This window comes from Phyllobacterium zundukense (assembly GCF_025452195.1).
GTDB lineage: Bacteria > Pseudomonadota > Alphaproteobacteria > Rhizobiales > Rhizobiaceae > Phyllobacterium > Phyllobacterium zundukense_A.
In genome coordinates this window covers 112,951-131,651 of sequence record NZ_CP104972.1, presented here as the reverse complement: position 1 = coordinate 131,651, position 18,701 = coordinate 112,951, and the positions used below count along the sequence as shown (strand labels likewise).

Below are 18,701 nucleotides of genomic sequence, written 5' to 3'. Positions count from 1 at the left end.
CCAGTCTCTGCCAGAGTGATTCCACCTGATCACAATTAATAAGAAGACACTCCAAAATTAATCGGCGAAACTATGTCTCACTTATGGCGGGGAAGAAGCCCGACTGCGAGCGGCCGCGTGGCAGCCAAGGGCGTGAGGGGGCGGGTATGAGGCACCATGATCGACACCACGGGAGCGCCATTTCGGCTTCCAATGCGGGTTTTCGGGGACGGAATTACCTGGCGCAAATTGCTAAATTAGCTGACTTTTGGTTCATTCCGTTAACTATATTTCCAACCGTAGCCCTTAGCTCCGCAGTATTTGGTTTTCCGCTATTGCTGTCATTGATCATGAGCTTCGCTGCCTGGTCAATCGACGAACCCGTTTTGGCAGCTGACTTTGTGGGCCTGCGCAACTATCGTGACCTGTTTGCAGATCCGGTCTTCGTCGCAAGCCTTTGCCTGACGCTTGGCTATACTGCTGCAACGGTCTGCCTCGAAATTCTGGTTGGTCTAGCAATCGCTATGCTTCTCAATCAAGATCTTCCATACATCCGCTTCTTTCGAATAGCGTTGATCGTCCCGATGATGGTTACTCCTATCGTCGCTGCGCTTTGCTGGAAGCTCCTTCTCGATCCTACCTATGGCCTTGTCGACTATCTCGTGGGCTCGCCAATTATCTGGCTCGGAGACCCGACGCTCGCGCTCATCACAGTGGGCGGCGTGAGCGTGTGGCAGAATGCGCCGTTCGTAGCCCTTCTTCTTTTGGCAGGCCTGCAGTCCTTGCCGAAAGAGGTCGTGGAAGCGGCAACGATTGATGGCGCAACAAAGATCGCACTGTTCCGCCATGTAACTTTGCCGCTCTTATCGCCCTACTTGCTCGTGGCGTTGCTCCTACGAACGATCTTTGAGTTCAGGGCCTTTGATAACGTCTACGTAATGACGGCAGGCGGGCCAGCCAACGCGACGTTGGTGCTTTCTATTTATGTGTACCAAACCTCCTTCTTCAGCTTCGATCTCACGCTGGCTTCAGCCGCGTCATGGGTCATGCTCCTGATCGTACTCACGGTCTGCCTGATTCTGATCGCAACTATGCGTCGAAAGGAACACGACCAATGAGTTTCTCGCCGCGCCTGTCCTGGAGGACCGGATTTTATTACGTCTTTTTGTACGGCTCGCTGATCTGCTTTCTTGTGATCTTCATGCTGCCACTGCTATGGGTCCTAGGACTATCGCTGAAAACGAGGGAGCAAATCTTCACGACACCGCCACTTTTCCTTTGGCAGCCGACTCTGGAGAACTACTTCACGGTCCTGTCTGAGAAGAATTTTCTGATTTCCTTCTGGAACAGCTTTTTAGTAACAACTTCGACAGTCCTCGTATCTTTGTTTGCTGGCATACCTGCGGCCTACACCATTGCCCGGTACCGCTTTCCCGGGCGCAAACTCATCTTCTTCTCGCTTCTGGTCATGCGGATGCTGCCGCCGATCGCGGCGCTTTTGCCACTATATGTGATGTTCAGTTTCGGGGGATTGATCAACACGAGGATAAGCCTCGTCCTGGCCTATACGACGTTCAGTCTTCCTATCATCGTTTGGGTTACGCGTGACTTCTTCAAAACTGTTCCCCGGGATCTCGAGGAAGCTGCCTATATGGACGGTGCTTCTCGCGCTGGCGCTTTCCTCAGGGTTGCCCTGCCTTTGGCGAAACCCGGAATCACGACCGCGGCCATCTTGTCGATGCTTCTCGCGTGGAATGACTTCATTTTCGCAGCGATTCTTACCAACAATGCAACGCGAACAGCCCCCGTTCTCCTGAGCACTTATGCAGGTAGCGAGACGGGGACAGATTGGGGCGCTATCGCAGCGTCTGGTATTTTGGTGCTTCTGCCGGTGATTGTATTCTCGCTCATTGCCCAAAGACACCTTGTTTCTGGCCTGTCGTCAGGTTCGATAAATGATGCTAGGGTCGCGTAACGGTGATGGAGGAAACCATGTCCCGGTCGAGGAAGGCAGGCCTGATCAGTCGACGCACGCTGCTCGGATCGACTTTGGCCGGCATCAATCTTGCCGCGCTCGGCTCTCCAAGGACGGCCCGCGCCGCGCTGGGCGACAAGCCAGCCAAGCTCGTTGTCCTAGGTGATAGCGCGCCCTGGAAAGGCACAATCCTGCAGGACGCAATCCCCGCCTTTAAAAAAGATACGGGTATCGATGTCGAGTATGTGCAGTTACCGTTGGATGCGCTTGTCATACGATGTCGAGCTGAAATGTCGGGTCAAGGACCCACGAGCTTCGACATCGTGCAGATGGGTTCCTCGATGGTTGGATGGATGCACCCCTATGTTGATGATCATAATCATTTGCTGGCATCCGCTGGCGGAAAATACGCATCTGATTTCGACATGGATGATTTTGCCCCGCGAACACTCGATGCAGTGTCCGTCGATGGTAAACTATGCGGTATACCCTATCGAGCAACTGTATACATACTCCACTATCAAAAGGAATTGCTCGAGGCGGCAGGCTTTTCGAGTGCGCCTTCTACATTCGCCGAATTTCAGTCCGCTGCCGATGCTCTGACAAGGACAGGTGCACCTTTGCGGTACGGCGTTGGAACATGTGCACGGCAAGGGCCGGCGATCAGCAATCACTTTTGTCCGTTCCTGTTATCCTCTGGCGGTTCGTTCTACGATCTGAAAACGAGGAAGATCATGATCGACACCGAAGAATCCATCGGTGCATTGGAGTATTATGGGAAGTTGATGACAAAGCGCAGGGTCATGCATCCAGAGGCGGTGACGTGGGAATGGGACGAGATTATCGCGAACGGGCAGAATGACCGATACGCCATGGCTATCACGCTGAATGCCTCAGGCACTCCACTCAACAAGTCAAAGGCCTCCAAAACAGCCGGACGATGGGCTTGGGCTGTCGTGCCAGGCGCCCGGAGAGCTGAAGAGAGCAAGAGTCCATTTTTCATATGGTCGTTCGCTGTTCCATCAGCGTCAAAAAATAAGGGATGGGCTTTCGAATTCGTTCAGCACGTCACAAGCAAGCAATGGGCCCGTCGATCAATGGAAAAGGGGAACGCCTCCGCTCGGCTGTCCGTTTTGACCGATCCGGAAATTGTCGAAGCCTACGGCTGGACCGCGGCAGCCGCCGAGCAGATGAAGACGGCTGAGGCCAACCCGAATGACGCACATTGGGGCTCACTTGAACTTGATCTGCGCGCTGCTATTTCAAGCACACTGCAAGGGCAAACGACAGCCAGAGTTGCGATGTTGACCGTCGCCGATGGCTGGAGACGCAAATTCGATCGCATTCGGTTATGATCTGGCGTCGACAGCCATCCGCGCCGAAATTCGTTCATCCCAGAATAACCGTTTGATCGCATATTCCGAAGAGCTCACCCGGTTTTACTGCTCTGGCGCCGATGCGAGGGTACCGCTGGTGACGCCAACATCGCCTTAACAATTATTAACATCTCGAAACTTTCCTTTCTTTGTCAACGGGCATTTCCTTGCAACGAAACGGTCGAAGGGGTTGATGATGTCCACGAACGAGACAAGAACAGCGGTTGTGACACAGGGTCTCGGAGCAGCCATCGTTCAGCGGCTGGCAGCTGACCGTTTCAACGTCATCATCAATTCTGCGTGCCAATCAAAATTTTCGCGACCCGCTGCAGCACTCATTGCGGCAGTCGTTTTCCTGCTGGACGCGTTGACATCCTTGGACATCGCCATTGCAGTGCTCTACGTGCTCGTGGTCTTGCTATCGCTCAATTTTGCGACCCAGGCAGGGCTCGTTCTGATCGGTGCTGGCTGCATGGGACTGACGGTTCTAGGCTTTTTGATTTCGCATGGCGAAGGACTGCCCGCACTTGAAGAGTCGATGGGGCGTGGCTTGGTCAGCCTTGCGGCCATCGGGATCACAACATTCCTTGCCTTCAGGGTGAAAGCTGCAATCAGTGTTCTGGCTGAAAGTGAACAGCGTTACCGCACGATTTTCCTGGCGACGGGTGTCGGCATCCTGCAGATGGATTTCACACGTCTCAAGGCGGCTGTCGATCGGCTCAAGGTTGACGGCGTGCGGGACATCGATCATGCCCGGAGGCTTGATCCGGGGTTTCCTTACAAGGTTGCAAAAATCATAAAGCTGATCAACGCGAATGATACGGCGCTGACAATGTTCAATGTCGCAGACAGCAACGCGCTTGAAGCTGTGCTGCCTGGACTTATCACCGCGGACACCGACAAAGCCTGGACATTCCTGGCGGCAATCTGGTCCGGCCAGTCGAGCTATGAGGCCGAAACGGTGATCAACAACGCCGACGGCCGCCAGCTGACCGTTTTATACAATGTCGCTTTTCCGGCCAATCGCCCGGCTCTCGACATGGTCCTGATCAGCATCATGGATGTCACGGCGAGACGGGAAGCCGAGAACCAGCTTCATGCAGCGCGAACAGAATTGGCGCATGTCACCCGCGTGGCAACGCTTGGCGAGCTGACGGTATCGATCGCGCATGAACTCAATCAGCCTTTGGCCGCCGTGGTCACCAACGGAGGAGCCGGCTTGCGCTGGCTTCGACGGGACGTACCGGACCTTGAGAAAGTCCGGTCTTCCATGGAGGGTATGATTGCCGATGCACAACGTGCCAGCGACATCATCAAGAACTTGCGGGCGCTGTCAGTAAAGTCGCCTCCAAAGCCGATACAGATCAACCTGAATGCGGTTCTCGATGAGACGGTGGCGCTTGTCCGGCGCGAAATTGACATCAATCAGGTAAGCTTGCGGTTCGATCTTGCAGCCGATCTGCCAGAGGTCAACGGTGATCGCGTACAACTGCAACAAGTCATCCTGAATTTGCTGTTAAACGCCATCCAGGCAATGGCACATGCCGCTGGCAACACCCGCAAGCTGCTTATAGAAACCTTTGCCGAGGAACGGTCCGCTCTTGTGAAAATCCACGACAATGGCCCGGGCCTGACGCCTGAAGTCCGCGCCAACCTCTTTGACCCGTTTTATACGACCAAGCCAGACGGCATGGGCATGGGGTTGTCGATTTGCCGGTCGATCGTGACTGCCCATGGTGGAAGCATCCGTGCAAGTTCCAAACCGGGAGCAGGCACCACGTTCGAATTCACCATTCCTTTGGAAAAGGAAGCCGCGTGATGGCCGAACTTACATCACTCGTCATTGTCGTTGACGATGATGCGCACCTGCGAGAAGCGCTGGGCAATCTTTTCCGCTCGGTCGGCATGCGTGTGGAATTGTTCGGCTCTACGTCGGCACTGCTTGACCGCCCTGCGACGGTTACCGCCGCAAGCTGCCTTGTTCTCGATATCCGCCTTCCAGGCGTCAGCGGCCTCGACTTCCAGAACCAGCTCGCTAACCTTGGCAACAATATTCCCATCATCTTCATGACCGGCCACGGTGACGTTCCCATGTCTGTACGGGCGATGAAGGCTGGCGCCATTGATTTCCTTACCAAGCCGTTCCGCGACCAGGATATGCTCGATGCGGTCTCGAATGCGCTCGTGCTTGATCGGGCTCGTCGGACGAGCGATGGCGAACTGTCCGCGCTGGTGAAGCGGTACGAGAGTCTGACGAGCCGGGAGCGTGAGGTAATCGCCCTGGTGACAAGCGGCCTGATGAACAAGCAGATTGCCGGCGAACTTGGCCTGAGTGAGATAACGGTCAAAATTCATCGCGGCCACCTGATGGAAAAGATGGGTGTGCGAACCCTGGCTGAACTCGTCAAGGCCTATGAGGCGCTTCGGCCTGTGTTGAACAAGTAGTGCCTGATTTGACGATTGCCGCAGCACTGCAGCGAGTGTTGGGAGCAGCATGAGGCCGGCGGTCCGTCGAAGCCGACCTGAAACGTATATTTCGACAGCCTTGCTTCAAGCCGCGCAGCTGTCAAATCGCATGTGCAGCCGCTTGTAGTGGGATGGGTAATTGATACGGACCCATTCGGTAGCGCCGCGCAGGTATGCGATTTCGACCGCACTGCCGAGATCAACTTCCAGAGCGTGGATTTTATGCTCAAGGTCCTTCATCCGGCTCGCAGTCGCCAATGCCTTTCTGTCTTTTGGACTATTTGTCATTGTCATTCCATCTGTTGGCCGCTCAGCGGCGGGTTTACGGCTGGCGGACGCGCAGGCTCGAATTAACCAAGCCCGTTCCAGACCTGATCCTCCCAAATATTGTTCTCCCATTCCGGGAAGAGTTTACGAGTGTCGCCTTGATGGTACTTGCTGTCGTGTCCAGACATCTTGTCCATGAGCCGCGTTTGATCAGCGGCGAACGGGACAGAGGTCCTATGGCCGGGCACGAAACCCGCAGAACTCATGATGGCGACAACAACGGCAGCTGCACTATGGATTACAAGGTTTCTCATGGATGCCATGTTACATTGGCTTTGTCGAAATGAAATTATGCTTCGGATATATGCGGTTATACATTTGTATAGTAGTGCCATGACCGGTATTGGACGCCTCGAACGATGTGGGAAGGTGAACGGTAAAGCTGAGAGCTAGAAGACAAAAGACCGTCCGGAGGGGGCTCGGACGGTCTTTTGCGGGCCTGGATGGCCGCACTTCAACGGGCGGAAACGTCGAAGTATGGTAGCCGGGGGAACTACCAGTCCCGTCGAGCTTTATGACGGGCGCAATTTGAGAAATACATCCAAACTGCCCGATGCATAAGTATACGTTGGTATACTCGGCATAAACGAAAAATCGATTTTACATTTGCTGGCCGGAAATGCAGCGCATTTGAACCTCGCGATCGTGAATGTGCAGCTCAAACTATCTATCCGTTCAATCCGGGTGACGGATGCTTCGGTTGCCACAGGGGCTGAGAGCTCCGGCAGCCACCTCCAATCGACGTCAATACCCCGTCCGTGGTGGCCACCGGTCTGCGAAGCGCGTTTGCTTGATTTTCGAATACCGTCCAATGCCTGGGATCAAATACAGTTATGCGCGCTAAACCAACGTATAATACGAAGATCATCATACTGATCCTATGTTGAAGATACTTCGCCAGACCGGATGCTTCCCACTTTTAAGTAGACATGCCGAATAACCGTACCGGTCAAGTGTTGTTGAAGAGATGTGTCCTGCTGGGTCCTCGTGGCAGCACTTGTGCCCGCGTCGATTGCAGAAAGGTCACCAAGGAGTGTCGATGTCTCAATCCGTGAAACTGATATCAATAGGCACAGCAGTGCCTGCCCACATCATTCAACAACGTGACGCCGCCGCTGCGGCACATCAGGCTTTTTCGGCCCGGTTCAGAGACTTTGACCGTTTGGCGAAAGTCTTCGAGAGTTCCGGCATTCGCACGCGCTACGCTGTCCAGCCGCTCGAATGGTATCTGGAGCCTTTGGGGTGGCCGGAAAGAAATGCCGCTTATATTGAAGGAGCGTGCAGTTTGTTCGCCTCCGCTGCCAATGCTGCCCTGGAGAAGGCAGGCATCAGGGGCAAGGACGTCGATACGGTCGTGACGGTGTCGTCAACGGGTATTGCCACGCCAAGTCTGGAAGCCCGTGTCGCCCAGCAAATGGGATTTCGCGATGATATTGAACGCGTGCCTGTTTTCGGTCTGGGCTGTGCGGGCGGTGTATCCGGTTTTTCCATTGCCTCCCGGCTTGCGCAGTCAAGACCTGGAACCGTCGTCCTGCTGGTCGCTGTTGAACTGTGCACATTGGCGTTCCGGTTGGATCAACTGACAAAAGCCAATATCGTTGCCAGCGCGCTTTTCGGGGACGGCGCGGCGGCATGCGTCCTGAAGGTTGCAAATGAGGGACTTGCCGCTGTCGAGATGTCGGGCCAGCACACCTGGCCCGGCACGCTGGACATAATGGGCTGGAGTGTTGACAGACAAGGTTTCGGCGTCATTTTCGATCGCGATATTCCACCTTTTGCCGAAGAGCGCATCGCCCCGGCGATTTCCGGAATCCTCGGACGCGCGGATTTGGAACTTGCGGATATCGATAGATTTGCCTGTCATCCCGGCGGCGCCAAAGTCGTGACTGCCTTGGAGACTGCGCTTTCCCTTGGTCAAGGCAGCCTGGACCATGAACGGGATGTGTTATCCGAATATGGAAATATGTCGGCCCCCACGGCGCTGTTCGTTCTCGACCGCGTCGCCGAGCCGGGTTTGCCATCCCGCACATTGCTGACAGCGATGGGCCCGGGCTTCAGCGTCAGCTGTGTTTCACTCACGAGAGCCGCATGATCGCGGCTTCCACGCTTCTCGCTTTCGTCACTATCGAGCGTCTTGGCGAACTCCTGCTCGCCAGACATAACACCAAAGCCCTGCTGGCGAAGGGAGCCTATGAGGCGGCGCCGGGTCATTATGTGTTCATCGTGGCGTTGCATGCCGCCTGGCTTGCCGGCTTGTGGGTTCTTGCCTGGGACAAGCCGATTGAACCCGGATGGCTTGCCGTTTTCATATTGCTTCAAGGCTTGCGGTTCTGGGTGCTCGGGACCTTGGGCAAGCGCTGGACCACGCGCATTATCGTTCTGCCGGGAAGCCCGCTCGTCAGAACGGGCCCCTACCGCTTTCTTTCGCATCCCAACTATGTCGTCGTGATCGGAGAGATCGCCGTGCTGCCCTTGTGCTTTGGGCTGATATGGTATGCTCTCGCATTCTCCGCGCTGAATGCCTTCGTTCTGGCGGTAAGGGTTCGCGAAGAGAATGCCGCGCTTTCGGAGTTGCGCCATGATGCAAGGCACTGATGCAAGCGAAGCGCGGTTACCAAGTCTTTCAACTTGGCTGGGCTTTTTATAATCATCATATTTGCCTATCCGCCGCTCCCGCCGAAAGCCTTCTCATAATTTGTTGAGGAAGCTCCCGCCACATTCGATGTGAGGGTGAACCAACTTCGTCCTTGATCCGGATTTACCAGCGCGCCGCATGTCGCATCGCGTAGAGCGCGAAGGGCATGACCATCTGGGGCCAGCTCCCGCCAACCTTGTCACGGCTATACTCATGTATAATCGAAAATGATCTGCTCAAACGGTAATTACCAAGAATACTCATATCAAACACAATAGAGAGGAATATATGATGATGATGAACAGACGGATGTTCTCGGCTACCCTGGTTGCCGGTGCTGCATCGTTGATTTCCTCCCGCGGCATGGCAGCGAAGCCATCCCCCATTCCGGCTCGCAACGTCGTTCTCGTCCATGGTTTGTTCGCAGATGGATCGTGCTGGTCGGAGGTGATTGCTCGCCTCCAAGCGGCCGGACTCAACGCCACGGCCGTTCAAAACCCCTTGACGACGTTACCAGAAGCCGTGGCATCCACCCAGCGGGTGCTGGCACTGCAGGACGGCCCGACGGTCCTTGTGGGACACTCGTTTGCGGGAATGATCGTGACAGAGGCCGGCGTGCATCCTAACGTTTCGGCGCTCGTGTATGTTGCGGCGAGGGGGCCAGACGCTGGCGAGGACTATTCCGCGCTCGCCAAGACTTTCGCAACGCCCCCGGCTACAGCCGGCATAGTTTTCAATGGTGACGAGGGGCGCTTGAGTGAAGCTGCGTTCCTGCGTGATTTTGCCGGCGACCTGCCTGAAGCAAGATCGCGGGTGCTTTATGCAGTGCAGCAGCCATTCCAGAAAGCTCTCCTGACTGGCCGGACTTCCCAAGCGGCGTGGCGTTCCAAGCCGAGCTTCTACGCTGTCTCAACAGAAGATCGTACGATAAATCCGGATTTAGAGCGTTTCATGGCTAAACGCATGGGAGCCAAGACGATTGAAGTGAAGGCGAGCCATTTGTCGTTGATCTCAAAACCCGACGAGATCACGAAACTTATCCTTGAAGCAACTGGACGCACCTAGCGTCGCAGAGTGTGAGTGGATCGGGGACGCCTACTCGCATTCTCCCGTGCCCGACAGCCAGAACTCGCACGAAACAAAGATCAGGCAACCGTTCTGAAGTCTGGCACCGCGGATGGAAAATGATCGCACGCAATCCGCTCTATGCGTTCTCAGCAGGCGTTGGTGTGGAAACGGTGAGCCTCACGGTCAGCCTATTCTTTGGAGCAGCGACGGTGTTTGCCTTCTATATCGTCATTTTCCGCGAGGGAGGAGCCTTCCCGCGCAAGACACTGGGCGCGCCCGCGACGGGTTGGTCTTCTTTCTAGCAGCGCCGGAAGAACTCAACAGTGTCCCGCAACGCTGTCGATTGCACGATACAAGTACATCCATTGACTGCGAACCTTGACATAGGTCTCATCGACGTGCCCTTTGCCGGTAACGGCGCGTTTGCGCCGATTGAAGCGCTCGAGCAACTTTGGCGCGAAATGGATAAGCCAGCAATGGACAAGGGAAATGGTCAACGCTCAAGCAGTCGTTTCTTCGAGATCGCGCAGTCTGAGGTTGTAAGCCAGGTACCAGCGTAACGGAATCACGTTCGGTCGAAATGGCGACCTTTGAACAAGCTCCCTGTTGATGGGAAGCTATGCCAGGTGAACGGTAAGCAATTCATCCCCTTTTACAACGATCATCCTTGGTTCCTTCGCTCGCTTAATGGCCGCGATGAAAGTTAGGGGCTCTCCGTATCGGATCCAACGATTCTGCACCTGCCAAAACATGCCAGCCCAGGCAGAAATCAATCCTGGACATCGATCGCCCGCGCCCTGTTGCGCCGCCCAGATATCCAGAGGCTCAATCTGTCGAGGTAAAGGTAGACAACCGGCGTAGTATAGAGTGTCATTGCCTGACTCAATATGAGGCCTCCAACCATTGCATATCCCAGTGGCTGTCGCAGTTCAGAGCCAGTACCATGCCCCAACATCAGCGGAACGCCGCTAAGGATGGCCGCCATGGTCGTCATCATGATCGGCCGGAAGCGCAGCAGGCACGCCTGTCGGATTGCTTCCTCGGGTCGCAAGCCATGTTCCCGCTCCGCAGCAATTGCGAAGTCAACGATCATAATGCCGTTTTTCTTGACGATGCCGATGAGAAGTATGACGCCGATGAGGGCAATCACAGTGAAGTCGAAGCCGAAGCTCCACAGCATGATGAGAGCTCCGAGACCTGCAGATGGCAAAGTAGACAATATGGTTAACGGATGAACGTAGCTCTCGTAGAGGACGCCAAGAATAATATAAATCACCGCCAGCGCAGCTAAAACGAGCAAGGGCTCGCTTGATAAGGACGTCTGATACGCCTGCGCATTGCCCTGGAATGTTGCAATGAGCGTAGGTGGCACTCCCAAGTCGGCTTCGGACCCGTGAATGGCCGAAACAGCTTGGCTGAGAGCAACTCCAGGCGCGAGGTTGAAGGACAAAGTCACCGAAGGAAACTGGCTTTGGTGATTGATCGCCAGGACCGTCGTTGGCTGCGTTGACTGTTTAACGAGTACGTTGAGCGGCACTTGCGCGCCGGTCAACGGCGATTTGATATAGAGCCCATCGATTGCCTGGGGGGAGCTTTGGGCCTTTGGCGGCAGTTCCAGAATGACGTGATAACTGTTGAGGTCCGTAAAATACTGGGTGACTTGGCGCTGGCCAAAGGCATCGTCGAGCGTGTCGTCGATTGTCTGAGGTGAGATGCCAAAACGCGCTGCCTGATCGCGGTCAATGTCGAGTGTAACGGTTGCTCCGTTGGACTGCTGATCCGTCGCAACATCCGTAAGTTCTGGTAACGTGCTTAATTTTGCCAAGAGCTTCGGAGCCCAATCGTTGAGTTCGTTGGCGTCGCCATCCTGGAGTGTGTATTGAAACTGAGTGGCAGTGCTTCGGCCACCGACATTGATATCCTGCGCCGGTTGCAGGAAAAGCTTTACGCCTTCGATCTGTGCAACCTTGGGGCGCAAGCGTTGAATGATCTGGCTTGCCGTAGCGTCTCGCTGGTCCTGAGGCTTGAGCGTGATGAACATACGGCCCGTGTTCAGCGTATTGCCCGAGCCACCGCCGACTGCCATGCCGACCGAAGCAACTCCCGGATCACTGGCGACCACCTTGCCTATTTCTACCTGATGTCGCGCCATATCAGCGAAAGAGGTGTCTTGTGCACCCTGCAGAAGGCCCGTGATCAAGCCAGTATCCTGAATCGGAAAAAAACCCTTGGGAATACTGACAAAAAGATAGCCGGTGGCAACGAGCGTCAGCAGGAAGATGCCAAATGTGACGCGATGATGGTGCAAGGCAATATCAAGCGTAGTGCGATAACCGCTGAGGAGGGCGTCGAACGCTCGTTCGGAAATCAGAAAGAGTCTGCCGTGTTTTATACTGTGTTCGTTTTTCAGAAAACGAGCACACATCACTGGCGTCAGAGTTAGCGATACAAGTGCCGACACCGCGATGGTGACGGTTACGGTGATAGCGAATTCGTGAAAGAGCCTGCCCACAATGCCGCCCAGGAACAGAATAGGTATAAAAACGGCAACGAGAGAGAGGCTGATCGAGATGATTGTGAAGCCGATCTCCTTTGAGCCATCGATAGCAGCCTCCAGCGCCGATTTACCGTCTTCCATATGGCGCTGGATGTTCTCCAGCATGACGATAGCATCGTCGACGACGAAGCCGACCGCAATGCTCAGTCCCATCAGGGACAGGTTATCAAGACTGAACCCCAGCACGTACATGAGTGCGAAAGTGCCGATGAGCGCGAGCGGGACAGTGACGGCCGGTATCGACGTCGCCCAGACGTTCCGCAGAAAAACGAATATTACCGTGATAACCAGTGCGATCGTGAGCAACAGGGTAAATTTTACATCCAGGACGGACGCCCGGATCGTCGTCGTACGATCACTTAAACTCGATATGTGCAGCGCATGCGGCGCTATTGCCTTCAACTCCGGCAACAATGCTTTTATCTGATCTACCGTCTCAATGACATTTGCGCCGGGGAGTTTGGAGATTGGCAGCAAGATGGCCGGCTTGCCATCGGCCCATGCCGCTATTTGCGTGTTTTCCGGCGCATCGATCGCTTGGCCAATGTCGCTTATTCTTATCGGAGCGCCGTTCCGGTAAGCAATGATCGCGTCGTTCCAAGGGCCCGCGGCCAGAAGCTGATCATTGTCGTAAAGTGTATAGGTTCGCAAAGCTCCCTGGATGCTACCCTTTGGCGCATCGGTCGTGGTGGCGATGATTGCGGAGCGGATATCTTCCAGTGACAGCCCGAGATCAGCTATTTTGCGTGGGTCGACTTGCACTCGAACTGCTGGCTTCTGTTGACCAAAGACCGAAACCTGCGCGACACCCGAGACCTGGCTGATATGCTGTACCAGGACATTCTCGGCAAAGTCATCGATCTGTGTCAATGGCAGAGTGTCTGACGTAAGTGCAAGCACCAGTATGGGTGGGTCTGCAGGGTTGACCTTCCGGTAGGTCGGCGGAGCTGGAAGATTGCTCGGCAGCTGACCACCGGCGGCGTTGATCGCGGTCTGTACATCCTGCGCCGCGCCGTCAATATTGCGGTCCAGCTGAAATTGCAGCGTGATCGAGCTGCTGCCGAGGGTGCTCACCGACGTCATCTGCGTAACACCCGAGATTTCGCCGAACTGCCGTTCCAACGGTTGCGTAACCGAAGATGCCATCGTTTGCGGGCTTGCTCCTGGCAGCTGCGTGGAGACCTGGATGGTTGGAAAATCGACCTGCGGCAGCGGCGCTACGGGCAGCAAAGGATAGGTCGCCAAGCCGATTGCGAGGATGCCCAGCATGAGCAGCGACGTTGCGATGGGTCGTTGGATAAACCAGTGCGAGATCGACATCAATCCCGCTCCGTCTCGGCATCACTCGAAGTTGTGGTCTTGTCAGGTGTCTCCTGAATTGAAATTTTTGCACCTGCCTCAAGACGATATTGCCCAGAAGTAACAACGCGCTCCCCGGCGGTCAGTCCGCTTTCGATTACCGCGCGGCCGGCGGAAATCTGGCCAGGGTGGATCGCGCGAACTTCCACGGTATCATCCGGTTTGATCACGTAGACGAAGAAGCCATCCTGACCCCTCTCAAGCGCTGCAGAAGGCACCGTAACGGCTTGATGAACCACCCTTTGCTGCAGGCGGATATCGACGAATTGTCCGGGCCAAAGTTTCTCGTCTACGTTGGGAAACGTCGACTTCAGCCGCATGGTGCCACTCGTCTGGTCTATCTCATTGTCAATGACCGAGAGCGTTCCCGTACCCAGATTTGTGCTACCATCACGGGAGTAAGCTGTCACACTGACAGGACCGGCGTCCTGGGCAGCGCGCACTGCCGCCAGATCATCTTCCGGTAGTGTCGATACGACAGAGATCGGTTGCGTTTGCGTTATGACAACAATCCCGGTTGTGTCAGCCGCATGGACATAATTACCCTGATCAACCAGCCTGATGCCCGTGCGTCCATCAACGGGCGCGATCATCTGCGTATAGGACAGCGAAACAGCAGCGGAATCTTTCGCGGCAGCGTCTTGTGCTATTTGCGCTTGCAGCTGCGCAACGGTGCTTTGTTGTGTCTGCGTGGTTTCTACGGTCGTAAATTCCTGGGCGGTAAGCTTCTTGTCCCTCTGCAGAATGACCTTGTCATTATCCAGGTTCGCTTGATCCTGGACCAGTTTGGCCGAGGCCTGATCGAACGCGGCCTGGAAGGGGCGAGGGTCGATGACAGCCAGTAGATCGCCTTTCTTGACCCTCTGCCCCTCGGTGAAAAGCACTTGCTGAAGTTCGCCATCGACCTTGGCTTTCACGGTGACGGTATTGAACGCCTGAACTGTGCCGAGACCATTCAGATAGACAGGCACATCAGCCTGGACCGCTGCTGCGGCCTCGACTGGTATGAGTACAGGAGCCGGCTGACCTATGGCGACCGTCTTTTCATTGCTTTGGAGCCAAAAAGCTCCAGCTGCGCCAAGCACCGCTAAACCTATTGCGATGCTGGCTCTATTTCGAACTGAAAAGTGCATCTTGTGCTCCAACTCGAGGAGGCCATTGCAGCAATCCTTCGCGCTAGAGGCGAAGAGATCCCGACTCAATCCTGAGGTTCGATATGCCCGTCAGTGAAGTGAAGTCTATGCAGTGTTGCCAAATATGCGGGGAGTGAGTTCGCGTCGATGGACAAAGCGGGCTTGGTATGACCGACGACTTGCGGCTCGATGTGTCGCAGAGCCCTCTCGTTCTTTAACGGATGGCTGTCTTGCGGACCAGGCAAGGCTAGGGGAGGTTGAACGGACAGACATACTGCCGCGAACGTAGTTGTGAGGACCAAAGAGCGCATTTCTTGCTCCATTTTTGGCGACGCCCTTTCGCAAGCCGTCAGGTTCAGATGATACTTCGCGGGAACTCGTGCACAGGACAGAATGCGGATACGCATCAAGGCGCGCTCATTCCCCATTGTTTAAATGGGTTGGTTGGCAGCTGACACAACCAAAACCAAAGTATGAAACGATCAGACGAGCGAATAATACCCGTCCACGTTCGTATGATGGAGCATGCATTGCGAACTAAGTAGTCTAACACCGTCACCCGTCAGTGACAGATGCTCCGGCCGAAGGAAATCTTCCCTTCCACCTTTCGCCTTTCGTACACAATTGGGGTTTCCAGTAGATATGGGTATTGTCAGGTTCGCGCTGCGGTTCCCGCACACATTCTACGTGTTAGCCGCCTTAATACTTTTTCTTGGCGGCGTCGCAAGTTACGAGATGCGAACGGATATCTTTCCGGAAATCAACATTCCGGTTGTATCGGTGATCTGGAGCTATGGTGGTCTCAGCACCCCTGAGATGGAGCAGCGCGTTACCACTTACAGCCAGTATGCAATCAGCTCCAACGTCAATGGCATCAAGAATATCGAAGCGCAGACGCTGGGTGGATTGTCGATTCAGAAAATCTACTTCCAGCAAGACGTCAATCTGGACCTGGCGATCGCGCAGATTGTGTCGGCGACAAACGCCATCCGCGCGCTTTTGCCAGCAGGAATCCAGGCGCCGCTTGTGGTGCAGTTCAATGCCTCCAGCGTGCCAGTCCTGCAAATCAGCCTGAGTTCCGATACACTCAACGAGCAGCAGCTCTACGATTACGGTATCTATCGGATTCGCCAGCAACTGGCGCCGATCCCGGGCATCACACTGCCAACCCCTGCCGGGGGAAAATACCGGCAAATCATGGTCGACCTCGATCCGTCGAAGCTGCTTGCCAAGGGTCTCACCCCACTCGACGTCGTCAACGCAGTCAACACGCAGAATCTGACCCTACCTTCCGGCACAGCCAAGATCGGGGATACCCAATACGTTGTGCGTACGAACGCGACGCCGGCGACGATCGATGAACTCAACGACATTCCGGTCAAGGTGGTCAACGGAGCTACGGTTTTCGTGAAAGACGTCGGCCAGGTTCATGATGGCTGGCTCGTTCAGCAGAACGTCGTTCGTCAGGACGGGCGGCGTTCCGTGCTTCTGAGTGTCATCAAGAATGGTAACGCTTCCACGCTGGAAGTGGTCAATGCCGTCCGGCGAGCATTGGTTACGGCACGTGCGTCGGCGCCTCCCGGTATGGAGATCAAGGAGATCTTTGATCAGTCGGTGTTCGTCAAGCAGTCCATTGCAGGTGTGCTGCGCGAAGGCGCCATCGCGGCCGCCCTTACTGCTCTGATGATCCTGCTGTTTCTGGGATCGTGGCGATCAACATTGGTTGTCATGATAACAATACCCCTTGCGATCCTGTCATCGGTCATTGCCCTGTATTTCCTCGGGGAAACGCTCAACACCATGACGCTCGGTGGCCTCGCGCTGGCCGTGGGTATTCTTGTCGACGATTCGACGGTGACGATCGAGAACACCCATCGATTGCTCACGGAAGGTCAGTCGCTGCCGCAGGCGACGCTACATGGAGCGGCAGGTATCGCTGTGCCGACATTGGTATCTACCCTCGCGATCAGTTGCGTGTTCACGTCAGTGGTTTTCCTTGAGGGACCGGCCAAATATCTTTTCACACCGCTCGGGCTCGCCGTCGTTTTCGCCATGCTGGCGTCCTATGGCCTTTCTCGGACACTCACTCCCATTTCGATCGGCTTGTTGCTCAAGAGCGAGCGCCATGGGACGTCGAAAAACTGGTTCTCCCGATTTCATGCCAGGTTCGAGCATGGTTTCGAGACGATGCGCGTCCGTTATGTCGGGCTGCTTACGTTGCTGCTCACACGACGGTTGATCATGCCGGTCGTCGCCGTCCTGGTCCTGGCCCTTGGAGTCACTTTGCTGATCTTCGTCGGGCGCGACTTTTATCCTGCGATCGATGGTGGCCAGATTCAACTTCATGTCCGTGCGCCCGCTGGAACGCGGATTGAGACGACGGAACGTATTTTCCAGCAAGTCGAGGACAAAATTCGCGAGATCGTTCCCGACAGCGACCGCCAGCTTGTCGTCGACAATATCGGGCTCCCGGCCCGTGCGTACAATCTTGCATTCACCGACGGCTCGACGATCGGCGTAAATGACGGCGTTATCCTCGTTGCCCTTAAGCCTGGCCACGCACCTACTGCAGACTATGTGCGCAAGTTGCGCTCAGCACTACCGGAAGCCTTTCCGGACGTGCTGTTCTACTTCCAGTCTGCGGACATCGTCACGCAAATCCTCAACTTCGGTCTCCCGGCGCAAATCGATGTCCGCACCGTCGGATATGACCGGGCCACAAACCTGCGGGTGGCAACGGAGCTTCAGCGACGCATTGCAGCCATTCCGGGCATCGCGGATGCCCACCTCCAACAGGAAGTTAACGCGCCCGCATTCGACACCACCATAGATCGCACGCGCGCAGCGCAACTAGGTTTGAATGCAAACACCATCGCAACGAACATCAATGTCAGCCTAAGTTCTTCCGAGCAGGTATCGCCCAATTTCTGGACCGACCCGACGACCGGCATCCCGTACTATCTTGCGGTTCAAACGCCCGAATCGAAGATCAGTTCGATCAACGACCTCGGTAACACGCCTGTGTCCTCAACCATATCCACAGCCGGCGCTCAGGTGCCAGGACTTCTTAGCAATGTCGCAACGTTCAAGCGAAGCGGCATACCGACCAACAGTAACCAGGCAAACATTCAGCCTCTCTACGAGGTCTTCGCCAGTGTCCAGGGTCGCGATCTCGGCAGCGTTTCCAATCAGATCAACGCCATCGTCACGGATATGCAAAAGCAGCTTTCTCCTGGAAACTACATTCAGGTCGCTGGCCAGATCCAGAGCATGAACGATGCTTTCCGGGATCTTGGCATCGGTCTTCTGTTCGCCGCCGTGTTTGTTTATATGCTGATGGTCGTAAACTACCAGAACTTCGGAGATCCGTTTGTCGTGATCCTGGCCTTGCCGGCGACGCTTTGCGGCATCCTGATGATGCTCTTCGTGACCGGAACCACCCTTAACGTGCCCTCGCTTATGGGGGCTATCATGGCCGTCGGCGTCGCTTCCGCGAATTCGATCCTGCTGGTCACGTTCGCGAGAGAGCAGCAACTGACGGGCAGATCGGCGGTTCAGTCGGCTATTGACGCAGGCCATACCCGTATCAGGCCGGTCCTGATGACTGCAGCAGCCATGATTGTCGGCATGATTCCGATGGCCATAGGTGGCGCCGGCGAGGAACAGAATGCCGCTTTGGCGCGCGCTGTCATCGGCGGTCTGCTGTTCGCAACTCCTACGACACTCCTCTTCGTCCCGTACCTGTTTGCGATGCTTCGCGGAGGACAGGACGGCAAGGCGGCCCACGGCGTATTCAACGAGGAACCAGCATGAAACCCTTAAGAAC

13 protein-coding genes and 1 pseudogene are annotated in these 18,701 nt (G+C 55.4%); 10 read left to right on the top strand and 4 right to left on the bottom strand.

Features of this window, described 5'->3' with window-relative positions:
* Nucleotides 1-83 precede the first annotated feature (83 nt).
* The 5 genes from N8E88_RS08050 (at nucleotide 84) to N8E88_RS08030 (ending at nucleotide 5,775) form a co-directional block, all read left to right on the top strand.
* Nucleotides 84-1,097, top strand: a complete 1,014-nt coding sequence (locus tag N8E88_RS08050; protein WP_262292058.1) for a carbohydrate ABC transporter permease — start codon at nucleotides 84-86, stop codon at nucleotides 1,095-1,097.
* Complete coding sequence (locus N8E88_RS08045) at nucleotides 1,094-1,954, top strand: carbohydrate ABC transporter permease (RefSeq protein ID WP_262292057.1); 861 nt, start codon at nucleotides 1,094-1,096, stop codon at nucleotides 1,952-1,954. Before N8E88_RS08050 ends, N8E88_RS08045 begins: the two co-directional genes overlap by 4 nt.
* Nucleotides 1,955-1,971: 17 nt before the next feature.
* Nucleotides 1,972-3,309, top strand: coding sequence for an ABC transporter substrate-binding protein (locus N8E88_RS08040; protein WP_262292056.1), 1,338 nt, complete (start codon nucleotides 1,972-1,974; stop codon nucleotides 3,307-3,309).
* A 214-nt stretch (nucleotides 3,310-3,523) separates the two neighbouring features.
* A complete protein-coding gene (locus N8E88_RS08035) occupies nucleotides 3,524-5,149 on the top strand; it encodes an ATP-binding protein (RefSeq protein WP_262292055.1) in 1,626 nt (541 codons plus the stop codon).
* Nucleotides 5,149-5,775 (top strand): response regulator transcription factor, encoded by a 627-nt coding sequence (locus N8E88_RS08030; protein WP_262292054.1) that lies wholly within the window; start codon nucleotides 5,149-5,151, stop codon nucleotides 5,773-5,775. Before N8E88_RS08035 ends, N8E88_RS08030 begins: the two co-directional genes overlap by 1 nt.
* Nucleotides 5,776-5,880: 105 nt before the next feature.
* On the opposite strand, the gene N8E88_RS08025 is transcribed toward N8E88_RS08030, so the two are convergent.
* Complete coding sequence (locus N8E88_RS08025; RefSeq protein WP_262292053.1) at nucleotides 5,881-6,084, bottom strand: hypothetical protein; 204 nt, start codon at nucleotides 6,082-6,084, stop codon at nucleotides 5,881-5,883.
* Between the two features lie 1,078 nt (nucleotides 6,085-7,162).
* Here N8E88_RS08025 and N8E88_RS08020 point away from each other — a divergent pair.
* The 4 genes from N8E88_RS08020 (at nucleotide 7,163) to N8E88_RS08005 (ending at nucleotide 10,128) form a co-directional block, all read left to right on the top strand.
* Complete coding sequence (locus tag N8E88_RS08020; RefSeq protein ID WP_262292052.1) at nucleotides 7,163-8,215, top strand: type III polyketide synthase; 1,053 nt, start codon at nucleotides 7,163-7,165, stop codon at nucleotides 8,213-8,215.
* Nucleotides 8,212-8,718 (top strand): isoprenylcysteine carboxyl methyltransferase family protein, encoded by a 507-nt coding sequence (locus N8E88_RS08015; RefSeq protein ID WP_262292051.1) that lies wholly within the window; start codon nucleotides 8,212-8,214, stop codon nucleotides 8,716-8,718. Before N8E88_RS08020 ends, N8E88_RS08015 begins: the two co-directional genes overlap by 4 nt.
* Nucleotides 8,719-9,049: 331 nt before the next feature.
* Entirely contained in the window at nucleotides 9,050-9,823 is a 774-nt protein-coding gene (locus tag N8E88_RS08010) for an alpha/beta fold hydrolase (RefSeq protein ID WP_262292380.1), read from the top strand.
* Between the two features lie 119 nt (nucleotides 9,824-9,942).
* Entirely contained in the window at nucleotides 9,943-10,128 is a 186-nt protein-coding gene (locus N8E88_RS08005; RefSeq protein ID WP_262292050.1) for a hypothetical protein, read from the top strand.
* Between the two features lie 8 nt (nucleotides 10,129-10,136).
* Here N8E88_RS08005 and N8E88_RS08000 read toward each other — a convergent pair.
* The 3 genes and pseudogenes from N8E88_RS08000 to N8E88_RS07990 all read right to left on the bottom strand — a co-directional run.
* Nucleotides 10,137-10,424 (bottom strand): annotated as a pseudogene (locus N8E88_RS08000) (DDE-type integrase/transposase/recombinase); the annotation flags it as partial.
* 171 nt (nucleotides 10,425-10,595) lie between these two features.
* Nucleotides 10,596-13,703: an efflux RND transporter permease subunit gene (locus N8E88_RS07995; RefSeq protein ID WP_262292049.1), complete on the bottom strand. Its 3,108-nt coding sequence runs from the start codon at nucleotides 13,701-13,703 to the stop codon at nucleotides 10,596-10,598.
* Nucleotides 13,703-14,875 (bottom strand): efflux RND transporter periplasmic adaptor subunit, encoded by a 1,173-nt coding sequence (locus N8E88_RS07990; protein ID WP_262292048.1) that lies wholly within the window; start codon nucleotides 14,873-14,875, stop codon nucleotides 13,703-13,705. The genes N8E88_RS07995 and N8E88_RS07990 overlap by 1 nt, the downstream gene beginning before the upstream one ends.
* Before the next feature lie 642 nt (nucleotides 14,876-15,517).
* Here N8E88_RS07990 and N8E88_RS07985 point away from each other — a divergent pair.
* Complete coding sequence (locus N8E88_RS07985) at nucleotides 15,518-18,688, top strand: efflux RND transporter permease subunit (protein ID WP_262292047.1); 3,171 nt, start codon at nucleotides 15,518-15,520, stop codon at nucleotides 18,686-18,688.
* Nucleotides 18,689-18,701: the final 13 nt, after the last annotated feature.